Genomic DNA, 19,106 nt, shown 5'->3' with positions numbered 1-19,106 from the left:
CAAAATCATTCGAAATTAGCTCGAAATTATAGCCCACTCACAGCCCCTTGTGTCACGATATTTCTCGCCGATCGCCAAAGACGAATGCCCCAGAAGGTGAGGCGTGGGTTCAAAATTTCAGCATTCGTCCAGTATATCACCCGGCAGCAGCTTCGCCTCATCCAACCAGCGTGGATGCGCGATCCCTCACGATAGTGACCCTTTCCTGGCGCTTTCTATAAAACGCGCGATGACAATAAAGAAAACCGGGACGAAGAAGATCGCGAGAAGCGTACCGCTAATCATGCCGCCAAAGACGCCGGTGCCGATGGCGTGTTGTGTGCTGTCACTTGCGCCACTGGCCAGCATTAAGGGAACCACTCCCAACGTAAAGGCTAACGATGTCATCAGAATAGGGCGCAGGCGCTGGCTTGCGGCCTGTATCGTTGCCGCCACCAGAGGGTTCCCTTCACGATGCAACTGTCTGGCAAACTCCACAATCAATATGGCGTTCTTGGCAGACAGGCCTATCAGGGTGATAAGGCCGACCTTGAAGAAAACATCATTCGTCATGCCGGCAACAGACACGGCCATGACTGCACCGATCAGTCCCAATGGCACCACCAGCATGACGGCAAAAGGTATTGACCAGCTCTCATACAGGGCAGCGAGCACCATAAACACCACCAGAATCGACAGGGCGATCAGACCCGGGAGCTGCGACTGGGATTTTATTTCCTGCAATGAGCTCCCGGCCCATTCTCCCGCCAAGCCCTGAGGTAAATCCCTGGACAAATTCTCCATAACTTTCATTGCGGTACCGCTGGATTCACCTGTGGCCGCACTGCCGGTAATGCGGATAGCAGAATACCCCTGATAACGCGTTAGTTGTTGCGGTGCAACGTTCCAGGAGAGCGTCGCAAACGTTGACACTGGCACCCTCTGCCCCTGGCGGTTTTTAACGGATAATTTCAGGATCTGCTCAGGTTGCATTCGGTAAGGCGCATCGGCCTGGATAATCACCTGCTGAACACGCCCATTGTTCGTGTAGTCATTAACGTAGTTTGAACCCATGGTAACGGAGAGCGTCTGGTTGATTTCATCAAATGAGACGCCCAGAGCTTCCGCTTTTTCCCGGTCAATCTGAAGCGCCAGGCTAGTGCCTTCCGGCAGGCCGTCGATATACACGCCACTCAGTTCAGGACGTTGATTCGCTTTCAGCACCAGCGCATCGGCCGCCTGCTTTAACGCCTCGTAGCCCAGTCCCGCTCTGTCCTGCACGTACCAGGTGAAGCCCGATGATGTGCCCATATCCGAAATGGCAGGCGGGAGCAGGCTCATCGTTACGGCATCAGAGACGTTTGCCATACTGGCCTGCATATGGTCGGCTTCATCCTCGGCTGTAGAGCCGTGCCTTTCTTTCCAGTCCTTCAGCGTGGTGAATGCCATGGCCGAATTCGGTCCTGATCCTGAAAACCCAAAACCCAGGATCATAATGTTGCTTTCAATATCCGGTCGGGTCGCAATTTCCTGTTCAAATGTTTTTACTACTTTCAGGGTGCGCTGCATTGTGGCATCAGAGGGAAGCTGAATAGAGGACATAAAATAGCCCTGATCTTCGTCCGGCAGAAAGGATGAGGGCAGCGAAGACAATCCAAAAAATAGCGCAGCACAAAGCGCAACATACAGAAGCAGCATTCGGCCGGTTCGTTTCAGAACCGCACCCAGGCCGGATTCGTACCATGTCGTCAGGGTATGAAAACGGGCGTTAAAGCCTACCGCGAACCTGCCGCCACCGTGTTTTTGCGCGCTGTGGGGCTTAAGCAACGTCGCACAAAGCGCGGGAGTCAGCGTGAGGGCAAGAAATGCCGACAACAGTATGGATACCGCCATGGAAATACAAAATTGTCGATAAATAATGCCTACGGACCCTTCAGCAAAACCCATGGGTATAAAGACAGCGGTAAGTACCAGCGTGATCCCGATAATTGCCGGGGTGATTTCGGCCATGGCCTCCCGGGTAGCGTCGTGCGGAGAAAGTTTTTTTTCTTCCATCAGCCGTTCAACGTTCTCCACGACCACAATGGCGTCATCCACGATAATCCCTATCGCCAGCACCATGCCGAACATGGTCAGAATATTGATCGAGTATCCACTCAATAGCATCACTGTGAAGGTGCCCAGCAGCGCGACGGGGGCCACAATCGCGGGGATAAGCGTACAGCGTATCTTATGTAAAAACAGCAGCATAACGAGAAAGACAAGGACCATCGCTTCCACAAAGGTTTGCACCACCTTCATGATGGACAGCTTTACAAACGGTGCGGTATCGAAGGGAACCGTAAACGCCATTCCTTCCGGCAACACCTGAGAAAGTTCGTCGATACGTGCACGTACGCCTGACGCCGTGCTCATCGCATTGGCGCCTGGCGACAACTGGATTGCCGCAGCTGTTGCCGGCACCCCATTTTCGCGGATACCGAAAGCGTAACTTTGCAGGCCAGACTCAATCCGCGCAACGTCGGACAGTTTCAGCCTTGCGCCAGACGCATCTGCTTTAAGGGTAATGTTTCTGAAAGCCTCTACAGAAGTGAGTTGCCCTTTCACTGTGATGGGATAGGTTACGCCTTGTCCTGCAGTTGCCGGTTCGTCTCCCGTTTTCCCCGGCGAAACAAGGGCATTTTGCTGACCTACAGCGGTAAGAACATCGCTCACCGAAAACCCGTAACTGTGCAGCTGCATGGGATCCAGCCAGATGCGCAGCGCTTTTTCGCCACCAAACAGCTGGACTTTTCCGACTCCCGGCACACGGCGTAGTTCGTCGCTGACGTTGCGGGCAAAATAATCGCTTAAATCCGCCTCTTCAAATTTGCCGGTTGTGGACTTCAACCCCACCATCATTAAAAATCCGGAATTGGCCGCCTCGACGTTGATGCCATTTTGCCTGACCGCCTGCGGCAAACGTGGCTCTACAATCTTGATCTGGTTCTGAAGATCCATCTGTGCCAGCTTAATGTCTGTGCCGGGCTTAAAGGTCACGGTAATAGATGCAGAACCGGTTGTGTCGCTGGATGATTCGAAATAGAGCAAATTATCCACGCCCGATATTTCACGCTCGATGAGCGACACCACGGACGTATTCATGATATCGGGGCTGGCCCCCGGATAAGTGACAGAAATAATGATCCCCGGCGGTGCCACCGCCGGATACTGCGCAACCGGCAACCGGGGTATAGACAGGACACCCGTTAGGACAATAAAAAGCGCCACTACCCAGGCGAATACGGGGCGTTCAATAAAAAAATGAGGCATTAAATTAACGTCCAGATACGTGAATTTCGTCATCGGCTGATACGCGTTTACCGATATCCCTGAGCTGAGAAAATTTCTCAAGAAGCTGCGGGGCGTCATCGAGACTTGTCGCGAACATCCACATGTATGTCATCACGGAATAAATATGTCCGGCGGTGATGCCAGCCGATTGCGTCATCCAGATAATGGTCAGCGTAAAAAGCAGGGCAACGAGTATACCCACCCATAAATAGCCCCACGCCTCCCGGTCCGATAACGCAATGCGTAAACGTGCAAGCGTGACGTAATGGCGGTGAAGGGTGGCGGTGCCTGCCTTATGAACATAATCAACTTCTTTCTCAAGACGATTATTCAGGCGCATGAATAACCATTCATTTTTACGGGCATATTCCGAGACAAATCCCATCAGAATGATGACGATTGCACAGCACATGATGCCGGCCCAGAATTCGATAAATAACAGCATGATTGCCGCACCAAAGAGAGAACTCAGCGAGGTAATAAGCAGGGGCAAGTGCATTTCAAAGAAATCCACATACTCGCGCGAGAGTGTGACCCTGGCGGCGATAGCCGAATGGTTAAGCTGGTATTTCCGCTGTGAAAGCACAACGGAGACCGCAAGCCCGGCATAAATACGAGCAAACGTTCGTGTATCAACACTCCGTCTTGTCGCACCTATGATCCACATACAGAGCACCATCAGTCCGTACAGTGCGGCGTTAAGTGTCTTACCCGCAAGAATGGCATTAATCGCGATGCCTGCCAGAACGGGATACAGTAAAAACATCACGTTTTCAGCCACGACAAGGAAAAAAGTCACAACCAGTTTTTTCCGGTGACGTACCGCGAGTTTTTTAAGTGAGTACATAACGCCAGCTGTATCTGGAGAACGACGATTGTTATTAAGGTTATTCATTCTGGGTAACAGGTTTCAGACTCTTTAAGTGAGTGTATTTTGAGCAATAAGGGTTGGCAGGAAGTCTACAACTCGCCTGTTTAGCGGAAATGGCAGTTTTATGGAGAGAGTGTGGAGCGCAACCGTGCGGTTGTTCAAATCATTCTCATAATGAGGTACAACGGCGAACCGCAGAAAAAAAGAATTAAATAACACTCGTAGTAAAACACCAAATCGTCGAAATCTGGCGTAGCGTTCAGCAGCACAGTGAACGTAATTATGAGATATATAAAAATCACCATTAGCCAGAAGGCGATGACAAGTAATTCAATGAATGCACCTGCTTTGTTTTGTATTATCAAAGAGACAACCGACAAAGCGATGCAACCATAAATAATGGGAGAGGAGGGCAGCGTCGCGGCAACTTTTTCATCCATTTTATGCATCAACACCAGCCAGGTATAAAGTAATCCCCACGACAGCAGCAGGAACAGCGTATATATACCGATTTTCTTAGTAGAGAAATATTTCGAAAATTCCATGTTCATTATCTCAGCCAGATTCATAAAGCCTTAAAGCGACAGGGTTAATTCTCACCGTTCTATGAAAGAAGGGTTCTGCCCGAATAACTATTCTGGCCAGGCATTGTCGAGTCTTTATTGACTGAATGTGTAGGCTGTGTGGAGGCATGGCCGGACATTTAAATTAGTGCTGGAAATTTTCATGGCTACGGCACTTTTTCCCGGAGGCTGTGTCTTATTGTGCTAAAGATATCTGATAGCGTGCTCAAAGGGATTTCACCCGCGGAGATAAAATGAACAAAAATACTCTAATCCTTGTTGTTGAAGATGAAGACGACATTGCTGAAATACTGATGAGTTACTTAGAGCGTTCAGGGATGAAAACGCTGAGGGCCAGACAGGGCGAGCAGGCGATAGCGCTTAATCGCCTTCATAAACCGGATCTCATCTTGCTGGACATTCATCTGCCCGTATGCGACGGCTGGAGCGTCCTCACGACGCTTCGTCAGGAAAGTTCCGTGCCCGTCATTATGGTTTCTGCCCTCGATCAGGACGTAGATAAACTCATGGGGCTGAGGCTTGGCGCAGATGATTACGTTATCAAGCCTTTTAACCCTTCTGAAGTTGTCGCGCGGGTTGAAGCGGTGCTGCGCAGAACCAAACCCGCTATTCAGCAGGCGGGGGCCGCGCCTATCAGGACGCCTTTTATTACGGTCTATCCGGATGATTTCTACGTTGAGGTTACCGTGGGACCTGAAGTGATCTCCCCGGTGTTAACGACGACGGAATTTAAGCTTCTTACGTATCTGGTCAGATATCCGCGAAAGGTCTGCTCCCGCGAAGAGTTACTCAACGCATGTCTTCCGGAAGGTGATACCCTCGACAGAACAGTAGATAGCCATATGAGCAAGCTGCGTAAAAAACTTGAGCTCGCGGGGCTTTACGGCGTCCCTGAGAGCATCAGGGGCATGGGTTACCGGCTTGGGGAGAAAAAATGAACAGAGAGTCTGTCCTGAGTCGTCAGATCTTAACGTACATGATGTTGCTGACGTTTACGATCATTGCCATTTCCATACTGGGCTCCTGGTTTTTTTACTCCTTTATTCTGGATCACCTCCCCGGCGGCGCTGCGGCGGGGGAAGACGAGCAGATGACCCTGTGGGACTGGGTGTGGATCGGGACAGCAACAACAATCAGTCTGATATTCGCGGTTTTTTTAACGATCAAACTTTCCTCGCGGATACTCACCCCGCTAAACGCGGTCGCGTCCAGCCTGAAAAAAATTTCGCAGGGCCAACTGGATGCCCGGGCTTATTGTGCCAGTTCCAGGCTGGGAGAGATCAATCACCTGGTCATGGATTTCAATGAAATGGCGGAAAAACTGCAGACGCTGGATATGCAGCGTAAATCCTGGAATGCCGCCATTGCCCATGAACTCAGAACCCCGGTCACGATTTTACGCGGGCGGCTTCAGGGTCTGGTAGACGGCGTTTTTGAACCGGATCCGGTGCTTTTTAATAATCTTCTCAGGCAGACCGAAGGGTTAACCCGCCTGATTGAAGATCTACGGGTTGTCAGCTCTGACGGTGGGGCGGGTTATACGTTGTCTAAATCCAGAACGGATCTCAACGGGACAATACAGGACGCGCTTGATACGTTCATGCCCGAATTTAAACGTAATCAGTTTACGATAAAGACAGCGTTGAGGGAGCAGCGTTGTGTGTTCGATCCGTTGCGTATCAACCAGTGTCTGGCCGTTCTATTTGACAACGCATTACACTATTCAACCTCGCGGACGCTCATTGTCAAAAATGGCGTGTCTGATAAAGGCAATTATATTCTTATTCAGGATGGCGGACCGGGCATCCCTGAGGCCTTCCACGATTTTTTATTTCAGCCTTTTCAGCGGGATAATGGCGCCAGGGCATTGAATCCCGAAGGGTGTGGTTTAGGCTTATCGGTGGTAAAAGCCATCATGCTGGCCCATGGTGGCGATGTCACTTATACCTTATCAAAGCAAAACCACTCAATATTTAAACTCACCTGGCCCGACCCGTGAGTTTCAGCGGCAGATTAAATGTGCTTGCTGGCGATAAATGCCATATTTGTCCTAGCTTAGCATCCCATTCCTGTGGGGTAATCGTCAGTTTACCGCGTCTCGGGCTTAGGGTTATTTCACTGAAATAGATTTCATCTTTTTTTAGCATAAGATCAACGCGGCAGTAATCAATTCCCTGCGCCATCTCCTGGGAGGCCAACAATGCTTCTCGGAATAAAAGCGGTTCGCCAGGATCTGCTGAAGTATTCGGATATTCCATCTGGAAAGGTTGTAAGTTCCAGTGCCTGTCATAAACGTTGATAAACCCTTTCCCGTTATCATCCGTAAAATCCGCTTCAACATAGTGGGCAACGCCATGAAAGCAATGGATCCTCAACATTTCGGGCGTTGTATTCCTGTCAGCATCGTCGAAGAGATCGACAAATGGCTCGCAAAGTATACTCGGCGTAATGTTTTTGTACTGCCATTCGCGTGTGGTGTAGTACAGATTTTTCTTTAACGCGAGGCTCAGTTTTTTACAGGCTTCCCTGTCATTAAAGTGCGCTTTGTCGGTACATACTATTGTGCTACCACTGTCATGGTTGCACTTAAGGACGAATTTGTCAGGAAGTACTGAAAAATCAATTTGCGATGCCTTGGTATAAACACCAAGTAAGGGCACCGTTTTCACGCGCGTAGTTCTGGAAGAAACGTATTCCCGAACGGCGAGTTTATCGGCAAGCATTGTATAGACGTTAGTATGGTCATAGACCAGACGATGGCATATTTTTTCACTCAACGTCGAGGGTGATTTAATGTCAGGGGTTTTCCCGGTTGTTCTCTTGAGCCTCACAGTATGGAAGTGCAGGTCCGTCATTAAAAATGAACGGCATTTTCTGATGAGATACTCTGTGTATTTTAGAACATAAGTGGCGGTGATCATTTTTTCTCCTCCGTAATGTCCTGATATTCTGGAGAAGAACTGTTGATGGATATTGCGTAAAATATGGAGCAAGGATGGAGACGAAAATTAAAAGGATTAAATAACGTACGCAGGTTATTTAATCCTTGATTTAGCGGGGGGGTTACCGTTGTGCTTAGCGGTCCTTTCTCCACGCATCGGCGGTCAGCGCTTCACCGAAATGACCGGCAATCAGTCGTTTCGTCAGCTCATGAAGCGGAGAGGCCATGACATCCGCTGTGCTGCCACGTTCGACAACTTCCCCCTGGTGCATCACCATCACCTGGTCGCTGATGTGCTTCATCATTCCGAGATGTTGGGTAACGTAGATATAGGAGATACCCTGTTTTTCCTGCAACTCCAGCATCAGGTTAATCAGTTGCGAACGCATCGACATATCCAGCGAGGCAAGCGCTTCGTCGGCAATGATTACCTTCGGGCGCAAAATCAACGCGCGCGCCAGACCGAGGCGCTGTTTCTGGCCGGGGGCCAGCATGTGCGGATAGTAGCTTTCGTGATCCGGTAACAGTCCCACCATGCGCAGGGTTTCAAAGACGCGCTTTCGTCGCGCCTCGGGCTCCAGCTCGGTGTTCAAACGCAGAGGAAAATCCAGAATCTGCGAAATACGCTGGCGGGGATTGAGCGAGGTTGACGGATCCTGGAAGATCATGCGGATACGCTGGCTGCGGAAAGAGTAATCCCCAAACGCCAGAGGATGATCGTCAATCAACACTTCTCCAGCGGTAGGCTCTACCATGCCGGCAAGCATCTTCGCCAGCGTCGATTTCCCGGAACCGTTTTCGCCAATAATCGCCAGCGTCTGTTTTTCACGCAGGGTAAAACTTAGCGGCTTTACCGCCTCGACAGTCTGACGATGAAACAGCCCCGTACGATAGCGAAAGGTCTTACTCAGGTTGCGGACTTCCAGTAAGGTTTCGACCATTTCACTCTCTCTCCATGTTCAGCGGGAAATGACAGGCGTAAAGATGATTTTTGGCGCCGGTCAGGCGTGGTGTCTCAATACATTTACGCTGAGCATACGGGCAACGAGGCCCAAGACGGCAGCCTATCGGCAAGGATTCCAGCAGCGGAATCGCCCCTGGCAAGGTATTCAGGCGGCTCTTGTGCGGCATGGCACTGCCAAAATCAGGAATAGCCCGGATAAGCGCCTGCGTATACGGATGATGCGGGGCGTTGATCAGGTCTTCGCTGGGGGCGGTTTCGACCGTTTGCCCGCAGTACATCACATCAATTTTGTCCGCCCATTTGCTTAACATCTGCAGGTCATGGCTGATCAGCAAAATGGTGGTGTTGTTGTTCTGGTTCAGACGTGACAGCAGGCGGAAAATTTGCGCCTGCGTGGTCGGCTCCATCGCGTTAGTGGGTTCATCCGCAATCAGCAAGCGCGGCTGATTAGCCAGCGCGATAGCAATCATCACTTTCTGACATTCACCGTCGGTAAGCTCATACGGGAAGCTGCGCATCGCGTCTTTATGATCTTTGATCCCGACGCGGTGCAACAGTTCGATGGCGCGACGTTTACGCCAGCCGAAACGCTGCCACCAGCGGCCTTTATAGGTCCAGCCGGGGATGTTCTGCATGAGCTGTTTACCCACGCGCTCGGACGGATCGAGACAGGATTGCGGTTCCTGGAAGATCATCGAGACGTTGTGGCCAACCAGCTTACGCCGCTCGCGCGGGGAGAGGCGCAGCAGGTCAATGTCGTCGAAGCGCATACGGTCGGCGGTCACGCGCCAGTTGTCTTTCGCCACGCCGCAGATAGCTTTGGCGATCAGGCTTTTCCCTGAGCCAGATTCCCCCACCAGCCCGCGGATTTCACCCTCAGCAAGCGTGATACTGATGCGATCGACGGCCTTAACCCAGCCTTCACCGGTTTTGAATTCGATGGTGAGGTTGCGGATATCTAGAAGCGGCATTATTGCACCCCCGCGTTAATTGCACGGCGAATACCGTCGCCCAGCAGGTTGATCAGCAACACGCTCACCATAATCGCCGCCCCCGGCAGCATGACTGTCCACGGCGCCACGTAGATTAACTCCAGCGCGTCACCCAGCATTGCGCCCCATTCAGGTGACGGCAACTGGGCGCCAAGGTCGAGGAAGCCGAGCGCAGCAATATCGAGAATCGCCATCGACAGCGCACGGGTGATCTCGGTGACCAGCCCGGCGGCGATATTCGGCAGCACGGCAAACCACAAGATGTTGAAGGTGGTCGCGCCGTCCAGACGGGCGGCGACGACATACTCTTTCTCCAGCTCGTCATGCACCATGCTGTAAACCGAGCGCACGATGCGGGGCAGGATTGCCAGCCAGACGGCAAACATTGCATGCGACAGATGCGGTCCGGCAAAAGCAACCACAATGATCGCCAGCAGCAGAGACGGAATCGACAGCAGGGTGTCCAGAATGTGGTTCAGTACCGCCGAACGCAGGCCATGCGTGGATCCCGCAAAAATACCGAGCGCCAGTCCACAGACTGTCGCCGCAAGCGTGACCACAAATGCGCCACCCACCGTCGGGGCAGCGCCGCTTAACAGGCGACTCAATACGTCACGTCCGAGGTCGTCAGTGCCGAGGAAGAAAGAGACTTCGCCGTAGCGTGACCAGGAAGGCGGCAGAAGCTGATAGCCGAGGAACTGCTGGTCAATGCCATACGGGGCAAACCACGAGCCAAAGAGGCAGAGTAATACCAGCCCGGCGCAGCCATAAAGGCCGATCATCGCCGTGGTGTCACCATAGAACTTACGCCACACGGTACGCAGCGCACCGGGTGTGCGCTTTTCACTGTATACGTTATCGTAAGGCATACCATTCCTTATGCTTCAACGGGTTAGCCATCGCACCCAAAATATCGGACAACACGTTAACAATAATCACCAGCGAACCAATCACCATCACACCCGCTGAAATAGCGGCGTAGTCCTGCTGGCGAATCGCGTTGATCATCCACCGTCCCAGCCCGGGCCAGCTAAAGACCATCTCGGTGATCATCGCCAGAGTGAGCATGGTGGAGAACTGCAGCCCCAGACGCGGAATCACCGGCGGTAGCGCGTTATGGAGAACGTTGCGGCGCAGGATGGTCAGGCGTGACAAACCCCGCGTGGCGGCGGCTTTGACATAGTTCTGGTCAAACACCTCGATGGTGCTCAGGCGCATCAGGCGAATTACTTCCGTGGTCGGGGCGACGGCCAGCGTCAGTACCGGCAACACCATATGGCGCACGGCGCTGACGATCATCTCATGACGCCACACTGAATCGGACAGCCAGGCGTCAATAATGGCAAAACCCGTCACCGTTTTCACCGTGTAGAGCAGGTCGAAGCGGCCCGAGACTGGTAGCCAGCCCATCGTCAGTGAGAAGAAGAGCGTTAACAGCAGCGCCAGCCAGAATACCGGGATGGAGAAGCCTAACAGGGCGAGGGCGCTGATGAACTTATCCTGCCATTTGTTGCGATAGATCCCGGCCAGCATACCCACGGGGATCCCCACCATTAGGGCAAAACCGAAGGCCAGAATGCACAGCTCCATCGTGGCCGGAAAAACCTCTTTCAACTGGTCGGAGATAAGCTGCCCGTTGATGCTGGACACCCCGAAATCCCAGTGCAGCAGACCGTTAAACCAGAACAGCCAGGCATCCCACAACGATGAGCCCTGAAGCGGGGCGTGCGGCGTAAAATAGCTCAGGCTGAAACCGACAAAGGTCAGCAGAAAGAGCGTCACCAGCAGCAGCAGGAGTCGGCGCAAGGTAAAAATAATCATGGTTTTTTCACCTCTTGTTCTTTTTCGCGTGAGACGCCCGCGAACGAGGCATTGCCGAACGGACTCAGCACCAGACCTTTAATATCATAGCGATAGGCCTGGAGACGCAGGGAAGAGGCCAGCGGCAGCACGGGCAACTCCTCGGCGAGGATTTTCTGCGCTTCATCATAAGCATCGATGCGTGAGGCCAGCTGTTGGGAAGAGAGCGCTTTTTGCAGCACGGCGTCAAACTCCCGGTTACACCAGTGAGCGTAGTTGGTCTGCGAGTTGATCGCCGCACAGCTCAGCAGCGGCCGGAAAAAACTGTCCGGGTCGTTACTGTCGGTAGCCCAGCCGGTCAGCGTGAGATCGTGATTCATGTCCATCAGGCGCGCCTCCTGGAAACGGCCTTCAACCGGCACGATGATCACCTTGACGCCCACCTGTGCCATATCTGCCTGCAACAGTTCGGCCGTTTTCAGCGGGCTCGGGTTCCACGCCTGGGAACTGGTCGGCACCCAAAGCTGGAGGGTGAGGTTTTCCGCGCCCAGCGCTTTCAGTTGTTCGCGTGCTTTTGCCGGATTGTATTCCGTAATTTTAGCTTCACCGTCGTAGGCCCACGAGGCGCGCGGTAAAATAGAGGCCGCGGTTTCCGCCGTGCCGTAGTAGATCGACTGCATCAGACGCTGGTTGTTAATCGCCAGCGCCAGGGCATGACGGACGGCAGGGTTGTTCAACGGCGGCTTATCCGTGTTAAAGGCCAGATAAGCGATGTTCATTCCCGGGCGTAGCGTCAGACGCAGACGCGGATCGTCACGCAAAATAGTGAGCTGGCTGGCGGCAGGCCAGGCGAGCACGTCACATTCCCCGGTGAGCAGTTTTGAGAGACGTCCTGTTCCGCCAGAGCCGAGGTCAACCACCACCTGCGGCATAAGCGGCGTGCCGCGCCAGAAATGTTCATGACGCTGCAGGCGTATATATTGCCCCGCACGGTATTCCGCCAACTGGAACGGACCGGTGCCCACCGGCTGGCGATCGAGCAACTCCTGGCGATCTTTTTTCGCAAGCTGCGACGCATATTCAGCAGACATGACGGACGCATAGTGGGTCGCCAGATGCCAGAGGAAGGAGGCATCCGGGCGCGTTAGCGTAAATTCAACCGTTCGGTTATCCAGCTTACGCACGCTCTTAACCGTGTCGGCAAACTGCAGACTGTCGAAGTAAGGGAAATGATCCCCGTTGACGTTATGCCACGGATGATTGCGATTAAAGATCCGCTGGAAGGTAAAGACCACATCGTCCGCATTCAGCTTGCGCGTGGGGGTAAACCACGGCGTGCGCTGAAACGCGACATCATTGCGCAGGTGGAAGCGGTAGGTTGCACCGTTGTCCAGCACTTCCCAGCTTTCCGCAAGCTCAGGGACCAGACGGTAGGTGTACGGGTCGACATCAAGCAGACGGTCATACAATTGCGCGGCAAGCGTATCGACAATCAGGCCGCTGCCCGCTTTTTGCGGGTTGAAGGTATCCACCTGGCCGCTCACGCAATAGACGAAGCCACTGTCACGGATGTCAGGCTGCGAAGTCTGCCCCGGCGCGGCAAAAGCCATGCTGCTGAACAGACCGAGTGCAAAAAAGGACGATAAAACCAGACGCATAATTTTTAAGGTTTTTAGGTTCGATCTGCAAAGTGTATCGCACTTACGCCTGCTTCGTAAAAATGTCTGCGGGTAAGTGCCGATATTGTCAGCGCATTTGATGCTTTTTGAGCAATGCCCGTAACTGATGGTAGGTCAGACCCAGGAGTTCAGCCGCCCGTTTCTGGTTATATTTCGCCGTCTTCAGGCTTTGCTCCAGCAATTCTTGTTCCTGGTCGTGCTGGAACTGACGTAAATCAAGAGGGAGGGCGGGGGCGTGGTCAGACGATGAGGGGGCGGTGACCGGCGGCGCATGACGCTGAAAAGGATCGATAATGATGTTATCCAGTTCCGCCTCGCTGCTGCCGTGGCGGTAGACAGAGCGCTCCACGACGTTTTTCAGTTCGCGAATATTTCCCGGCCAGTGATAGGCCAGTAGTGTCTCCTTTGCATAATCGCTGAAGCCGGAGAACAGAGGCAGGCCGAGCTCGCGGCACATCTGAATCGCAAACTGGTCTGCGAGCAGCATAATGTCACTTCTTCGCTCGCGCAGGGGGGGAAGCTGAACAACGTCAAAGGCCAGGCGGTCGAGCAGATCGGCTCTGAATTTCTCCTCCGCGACCCTCTCCGGCAGATTGGCGTTGGTGGCGCACACCAGACGCACGTTAACCTGCAGCGGCTGGCTACCGCCGACGCGCTCCAGTTCGCCATACTCAATGACGCGCAGCAGTTTTTCCTGCACCAGCATGGGCGCGGTGGCGAGTTCATCAAGAAACAGCGTACCGCCGTCGGCGCGCTCAAACCGTCCCGGATGGCGCTTCTGGGCGCCGGTAAAGGCGCCTGCTTCGTGGCCGAAAAGCTCTGTATCGAGCAGGTTTTCATTTAGCGCCGCGCAGTTTAACGAGATAAAGGGGCCGTCCCAGCGTCCGGATAAATAGTGCAGGCGGTTGGCAATCAGTTCCTTACCCGTGCCGCGCTCGCCGATAATCAGCACCGGCTTGTTGAGCGGTGCAAGGCGGGACACCTGTTCCAGCACCTCCAGAAAGCTGTTTGCTTCCCCGAGTAAATTGTCTTTGTATCCAGCCATGATGAAATTAACCACTCCTTAGCGATATTCACCAGGTCAGCATAGTTCTTCATTGCGTATAAATCAAACACATCAAGCAAAATCAATAGGATAAAAAACTGGCACGGGAATTGTATTATCTCAACAGCAGGGCATTGCCCGACCACAGAAATAAGAGGATTTTTATTATGGGTATTTTTTCTCGTTTTGCCGACATCGTGAACGCCAACATCAACTCACTGCTGGAAAAGGCGGAAGACCCGCAAAAGCTGGTGCGTCTGATGATTCAGGAGATGGAAGACACGCTGGTTGAAGTGCGTTCTACCTCTGCTCGCGCGCTTGCTGAGAAAAAACAGTTAACGCGCCGGATTGAGCAGGCTACCGCCCAGCTCAATGAATGGCAGGAAAAAGCGGAACTCGCCCTGCGTAAAGATAAAGAAGATCTGGCTCGTGCGGCGCTGATTGAAAAACAGAAGCTGACGGACATGGTCGCGACGCTTGAGCATGAAGTGACGCTGGTGGATGACACGCTCACCCGCATGAAAAAAGAGATTGGTGAGCTCGAAAATAAACTGAGCGAAACCCGCGCACGTCAGCAGGCGCTGTCGCTGCGTCATCAGGCGGCAAGCTCTTCCCGCGACGTACGTCGTCAGCTGGACAGCGGCAAGCTGGATGAGGCCATGGCGCGATTTGAGTCCTTCGAGCGTCGCATCGATCAGATGGAAGCGGAAGCAGAAAGCCACAGCATCGGGAAGCAAAAGTCACTGGATCAACAGTTTGCCGACCTGAAAGCGGACGATGAAATCAGCGAGCAGCTGGCGGCATTGAAAGCCAAAATGAAGCAAGATAACCAATAATACTGTTGCGGCACCTGAGCGTGCCGCTATGCATCCTAAGACAAGGAGTACACATGAGCGCGCTTTTTCTGGCCATTCCCCTGACGATTTTCGTGCTGTTTGTTTTGCCGATTTGGCTATGGCTGCACTACAGCAACCGTTCTTCACAAGGCGATCTTTCCCAGAGTGAACAGCAACGTCTTGCGCAGCTTACCGAACAGGCGAATAAGATGCGTGACCGCATTCAGGCGCTGGAAGCGATCCTGGATGCAGAACATCCAAACTGGAGGGATCGTTAATGACCGGACTGAATCTGAACAAAAAGTTGTGGCGAATCCCACAGCAGGGGATGGTGCGTGGCGTTTGTGCCGGGCTGGCACACTATCTTGACGTTCCGGTAAAACTGGTTCGTGTGGTGACGGTACTGTCTATTTTCTTCGGTCTGGCGTTTATCACGTTCGTGGCATACATCGTTCTGTCATTTGTCCTTGATCCCATGCCCGACGGAGAACTGGCCGCAGAAAGTGCGCCAACCAGTAACGATCTTCTGAACGCGGTTGACGAGCAACTGGCCGCAGGGGAGAAGCGGTTACGTGAAATGGAACGTTATGTCACGTCGGATACCTTTACGCTGAGAAGTCGTTTTCGTCAGCTTTAAGAGAGAATTTATATGAAGCAAAACTGGCAACAGGCCGGTCATAAGGTAAAACCCGGCCTGAATATCGCAGGTAAGCTGGTTCTGATGACGGCATTACGTTACGGCCCGGCAGGTGTGGCGGGTTGGGCGATCAAATCTGTTGCCCGTAAGCCGGTCAGAATGTTGCTGGCCGTAGCGCTCGAACCAATGCTGCAAAAAGTGGCAAAACGGCTATCGCGCCGTTACTTATCCCGCTAATTCACACGCGCGTCAGCCCCTACTTTCCCAGAGAAGGGCTGGCGCCGTCTCAAACATTTCCCTCCCTTTAATGTGCTTTCTTTGCGGCAGCTCACAATACTGAGCAGACCCGCTTTGGAATTGCGTTTTTCAGCCTCCCGCTTCGTTGACAGATATTTTTCATGGGAGTAGATTGCCCTTCGTGGGACCGCTACCATGGAAAATAAAGTGAACGCAAAAATTAAAAAACTTATCAATCATATCTACGGTGAATCATTTTCTGACGCACATTTAGACGTGTTATTATCAAAGCTTGAGCAAGCCGCTATTGATATTACAGAAAAGCGCAAATCAGGCTGGGATGAAAAAGATGTTGTCCTGATTACTTACGCCGATCAGTTCTCCGCGAAAGGGGAGAAAGCGTTGCCGGTGTTTACCCGCTTTTATAATGAATGGCTTGCCCGCACGTTTTCCCATGTCCATCTTTTACCTTTTTATCCGTGGTCCTCTGATGACGGATTTTCCGTTATTGATTACCACAGCGTCGCGCCTGAAACCGGAAGCTGGCAGGATGTTGCTGAATTAAAACAGTCTGCCAGCTTAATGTTTGACTTCGTGTGCAACCATATGTCAGCAAAAAGTGAATGGTTTGCTAATTATCTTGCGCAGAAGCCGGGCTTTGACGATTTCTTTATTTCTGTCGATCCTGAAACTGATTTATCTGCCGTGACGCGGCCTCGTGCATTACCGCTGCTGACGCCATTTAAGCTGCATGATGGAAGCGTGCGTCATCTTTGGACCACGTTCAGTGATGACCAGATCGATCTCAACTTCGCCTCGCCTCAGGTACTGATTGCGATGGTTGACGTACTGCTCCATTACCTGGCGGAAGGGGCGCGTTACATTCGCCTCGACGCCGTTGGGTTTATGTGGAAGATTCCAGGAACCAGCAGCATCCATCTTGAGCAGACACACTGCCTTATCCAGCTTTTCCGTGCGATTACCGACGCTGTGGCACCCGGCACGGTGATCATTACCGAGACAAACGTCCCGCATAAAGACAATATCTCGTACTTCGGTGATGGTGAAAATGAAGCCCAGATGGTCTATCAGTTCTCCTTGCCACCGCTGGTGCTGCATGCTGTTCATCGTCAGGATGTAAAAGCACTTTGCCAGTGGGCGGGTTCGCTGGCGCTGCCTTCAACAAAAACGACCTGGTTCAACTTCCTGGCGTCTCATGACGGTATCGGCCTGAACCCGTTACGCGGCATTCTTCCGGAGTCAGAAATACTGTCACTGGTTGAAAAACTTCAGCAGGAAGGGGCGCTGGTTAACTGGAAAAATAATCCTGACGGAACGCGCAGTCCTTACGAAATCAATGTGACCTATCTGGACGCATTAAGCTCGCAAGACAGCCCGGATGATGAACGTATTGCGCGGTTTATTCTGGCGCATGCTGTACTGCTGAGTTTCCCGGGTGTACCTGCCGTATATATTCAAAGCATTCTTGGCTCGCGTAACGATTATGAAGGCGTTGAACGCCTCGGCTATAACCGCGCGATAAACCGCAAGAAATACACCGCCGGTCAGGTTGACCTTGAGCTCAATAATAAACAAAGCATTCGCCATAAAATCTATTCCCGTTTAAGCGAGTTTATTGCTATTCGTCGTGGAGAACGCGCATTTCATCCTGATGCTCAGGCAATGTTTGAATCACTTGATGAACAGATTCTTAAAATTGTTCGCGTGGCTGATAATGGTGAAAGAATTACCGCGCTATTTAATTTTAGTCATAACGTTCATACCGTTTACGAGAAAGTACTTTCCGGTGTGGAATTGCTATCAGGACAGGCTATTGACGGTACGGAACTGACCCTCAATCCATGGCAGGTTATGTGGATTAAAGAAAACTAAAAAAGGACCCTTAAATGAAAATGCCTAAAATTGTGCTGTTATCAGCACTGGTTTCGTGCGCCCTGTTATCAGGCTGTAAGGATGATAAAACGTCTGCTGTGACCATTGAGTTTATGCACTCTTCAGTAGAGCAGGAGCGTCAGGCGGTTATTACGAAACTGATCGAGAAATTTGAAAAAGAGAACCCTGGCATCACGGTGAAACAGGTGCCTGTGGAAGAAGACGCCTACAACACCAAGGTGATTACGCTCGCGAGAACCGGGGCGCTGCCTGAGGTGATTGAAGTCAGCCATGATTACGCAAAAGTCATGGATAAGGAACAGCTGCTGGATCGCAAAGCGATAGGCGAAGCCATTAAAGCGGTAGGCGAAAACACCTTCTATGACGGGATCCTGCGCGTAGTCCGTACCGAAGACGGTACCGCCTGGACGGGCGTGCCAATGAGTGCCTGGCTGTCCGGCGTCTGGTATCACAAAGATGTGCTGGCTGCTGCGGGTATTGAGGAGCCTCACAACTGGGAACAACTGCTGAAGGCCAGTGAGAAACTAAACGACCCGGCCAAAAAACATTACGGCATTGCGCTGCCTACCGCGGAAAGCGTCATGACCGAGCAGGCATTCTCCCAGTTTGCACTTTCCGGCGGTGCGAACGTTTTTGATGCCAACGGGAACGTCGAAATCGATACCCCTGTGATGGCGAAAGCGCTCTCTTTTTATAAAGCGCTGGCCGCGACCACCATGCCGGGCTCGAACGACGTCATGGAGATCAAAGATGCCTTCATGAACGGTTCCGCACCGATGGCGGTTTATTCCACCTACATCCTGCCTGCGGTATTCCATGATGGAAACCCTGCCAATCTTGGCTTCGTAGTCCCTACCGAAAAGACCTCTGCAGTCTACGGCATGATCACATCGCTGACGATCACCACGGGGCAATCTGAAGGTGAAACGCAGGCGGCTGAAAAGTTTGTGACGTGGATGGAGCAGGCTCAAAACGCAACCGACTGGGTCATGATGTCTCCTGGTGCGGCGCTGCCGGTGAACAAGCTGGTGGTAGGTACGGATACCTGGAAAAACAACGAGGTCATTAAAGCGTTTGGGCAACTGCCTTATGAGCTGATTGCTCAGTTCCCAAATGTGCAGGTGTTTGGCGCTGTGGGCGACAAGAACTTTACCCGCATGGGCGATGTCACCGGGTCCGGCATTATCAGTTCCATGGTGCATAACGTCACGGTGGGTAAACAAGATCTCAGCGCTACGCTCAGCAATAGCCAGAAGCGACTGGCTGACCTGATTTCACAACGATAGGAGCGCTT

18 protein-coding genes are annotated in these 19,106 nt (G+C 52.4%); 8 read left to right on the top strand and 10 right to left on the bottom strand.

Annotation, left to right across the window (positions count from 1 at the left end):
* Positions 1–186: 186 nt before the first annotated feature.
* The 3 genes from ACMGGM_RS02940 to ACMGGM_RS02930 all read right to left on the bottom strand — a co-directional run bounded on the left by ACMGGM_RS02940 (position 187) and on the right by ACMGGM_RS02930 (position 4,734).
* On the bottom strand, positions 187–3,291 hold the full coding sequence (locus ACMGGM_RS02940; protein ID WP_063943343.1) for a multidrug efflux RND transporter permease subunit: 3,105 nt from the start codon (positions 3,289–3,291) through the stop codon (positions 187–189).
* A 4-nt stretch (positions 3,292–3,295) separates the two neighbouring features.
* Positions 3,296–4,207, bottom strand: coding sequence for an ABC transporter six-transmembrane domain-containing protein (locus ACMGGM_RS02935; protein WP_032629001.1), 912 nt, complete (start codon positions 4,205–4,207; stop codon positions 3,296–3,298).
* A gap of 134 nt (positions 4,208–4,341) precedes the next feature.
* Entirely contained in the window at positions 4,342–4,734 is a 393-nt protein-coding gene (locus tag ACMGGM_RS02930; protein ID WP_196362010.1) for a transporter, read from the bottom strand.
* 266 nt (positions 4,735–5,000) lie between these two features.
* On the opposite strand from ACMGGM_RS02930, the gene ACMGGM_RS02925 reads away from it, so the two are divergent.
* Both ACMGGM_RS02925 and ACMGGM_RS02920 read left to right on the top strand, forming a co-directional pair.
* Positions 5,001–5,705, top strand: coding sequence for a response regulator (locus ACMGGM_RS02925; protein ID WP_023338377.1), 705 nt, complete (start codon positions 5,001–5,003; stop codon positions 5,703–5,705).
* Positions 5,702–6,766, top strand: a complete 1,065-nt coding sequence (locus ACMGGM_RS02920) for an ATP-binding protein (protein WP_023330540.1) — start codon at positions 5,702–5,704, stop codon at positions 6,764–6,766. Before ACMGGM_RS02925 ends, ACMGGM_RS02920 begins: the two co-directional genes overlap by 4 nt.
* Here the strand turns inward: ACMGGM_RS02920 and ACMGGM_RS02915 are convergent.
* The 7 genes from ACMGGM_RS02915 to pspF all read right to left on the bottom strand — a co-directional run bounded on the left by ACMGGM_RS02915 (position 6,747) and on the right by pspF (position 14,188).
* On the bottom strand, positions 6,747–7,688 hold the full coding sequence (locus ACMGGM_RS02915; RefSeq protein ID WP_063943199.1) for an ATP-grasp fold amidoligase family protein: 942 nt from the start codon (positions 7,686–7,688) through the stop codon (positions 6,747–6,749). The two genes, ACMGGM_RS02920 and ACMGGM_RS02915, sit on opposite strands and share 20 nt — an antisense overlap.
* A gap of 154 nt (positions 7,689–7,842) precedes the next feature.
* Positions 7,843–8,649: a putrescine export ABC transporter ATP-binding protein SapF gene (gene sapF / locus ACMGGM_RS02910; RefSeq protein ID WP_014884069.1), complete on the bottom strand. Its 807-nt coding sequence runs from the start codon at positions 8,647–8,649 to the stop codon at positions 7,843–7,845.
* Between the two features lies 1 nt (position 8,650).
* Positions 8,651–9,643 (bottom strand): putrescine export ABC transporter ATP-binding protein SapD, encoded by a 993-nt coding sequence (sapD, locus tag ACMGGM_RS02905; protein WP_014884068.1) that lies wholly within the window; start codon positions 9,641–9,643, stop codon positions 8,651–8,653.
* Positions 9,643–10,533 (bottom strand): putrescine export ABC transporter permease SapC, encoded by an 891-nt coding sequence (gene sapC, locus ACMGGM_RS02900; protein ID WP_014884067.1) that lies wholly within the window; start codon positions 10,531–10,533, stop codon positions 9,643–9,645. Before sapC ends, sapD begins: the two co-directional genes overlap by 1 nt.
* Positions 10,520–11,485 carry a putrescine export ABC transporter permease SapB gene (gene sapB, locus ACMGGM_RS02895; protein WP_023337369.1) on the bottom strand — a complete coding sequence of 322 codons (966 nt, stop codon included), beginning with the start codon at positions 11,483–11,485 and terminating at the stop codon, positions 10,520–10,522. The genes sapC and sapB overlap by 14 nt, the downstream gene beginning before the upstream one ends.
* Positions 11,482–13,122 carry an ABC transporter substrate-binding protein SapA gene (sapA, locus tag ACMGGM_RS02890; protein WP_014884065.1) on the bottom strand — a complete coding sequence of 547 codons (1,641 nt, stop codon included), beginning with the start codon at positions 13,120–13,122 and terminating at the stop codon, positions 11,482–11,484. The genes sapB and sapA overlap by 4 nt, the downstream gene beginning before the upstream one ends.
* Positions 13,123–13,210: 88 nt before the next feature.
* Positions 13,211–14,188 carry a phage shock protein operon transcriptional activator gene (pspF, locus tag ACMGGM_RS02885; protein ID WP_023338374.1) on the bottom strand — a complete coding sequence of 326 codons (978 nt, stop codon included), beginning with the start codon at positions 14,186–14,188 and terminating at the stop codon, positions 13,211–13,213.
* A gap of 167 nt (positions 14,189–14,355) precedes the next feature.
* On the opposite strand from pspF, the gene pspA reads away from it, so the two are divergent.
* The 6 genes from pspA (at position 14,356) to ACMGGM_RS02855 (ending at position 19,098) form a co-directional block, all read left to right on the top strand.
* Complete coding sequence (gene pspA, locus ACMGGM_RS02880; RefSeq protein ID WP_023337367.1) at positions 14,356–15,024, top strand: phage shock protein PspA; 669 nt, start codon at positions 14,356–14,358, stop codon at positions 15,022–15,024.
* A gap of 53 nt (positions 15,025–15,077) precedes the next feature.
* Complete coding sequence (gene pspB / locus ACMGGM_RS02875) at positions 15,078–15,302, top strand: envelope stress response membrane protein PspB (RefSeq protein WP_014884062.1); 225 nt, start codon at positions 15,078–15,080, stop codon at positions 15,300–15,302.
* Complete coding sequence (gene pspC, locus ACMGGM_RS02870; protein ID WP_014884061.1) at positions 15,302–15,661, top strand: envelope stress response membrane protein PspC; 360 nt, start codon at positions 15,302–15,304, stop codon at positions 15,659–15,661. The genes pspB and pspC overlap by 1 nt, the downstream gene beginning before the upstream one ends.
* Positions 15,662–15,673: 12 nt before the next feature.
* The gene (gene pspD, locus ACMGGM_RS02865; protein WP_063943197.1) at positions 15,674–15,898 is read left to right on the top strand and encodes a phage shock protein PspD; all 225 of its coding nucleotides are present in this window, start codon (positions 15,674–15,676) and stop codon (positions 15,896–15,898) included.
* A gap of 195 nt (positions 15,899–16,093) precedes the next feature.
* Positions 16,094–17,791: a sugar phosphorylase gene (locus ACMGGM_RS02860; protein ID WP_063943195.1), complete on the top strand. Its 1,698-nt coding sequence runs from the start codon at positions 16,094–16,096 to the stop codon at positions 17,789–17,791.
* 14 nt (positions 17,792–17,805) lie between these two features.
* A complete protein-coding gene (locus ACMGGM_RS02855) occupies positions 17,806–19,098 on the top strand; it encodes an ABC transporter substrate-binding protein (protein WP_063943193.1) in 1,293 nt (430 codons plus the stop codon).
* Positions 19,099–19,106 lie beyond the last annotated feature (8 nt).

The organism is Enterobacter sp. BNK-14 (assembly GCF_047456095.1).
GTDB lineage: Bacteria > Pseudomonadota > Gammaproteobacteria > Enterobacterales > Enterobacteriaceae > Enterobacter > Enterobacter kobei.
This window is presented reverse-complemented; position numbering and strand designations above follow the sequence as displayed.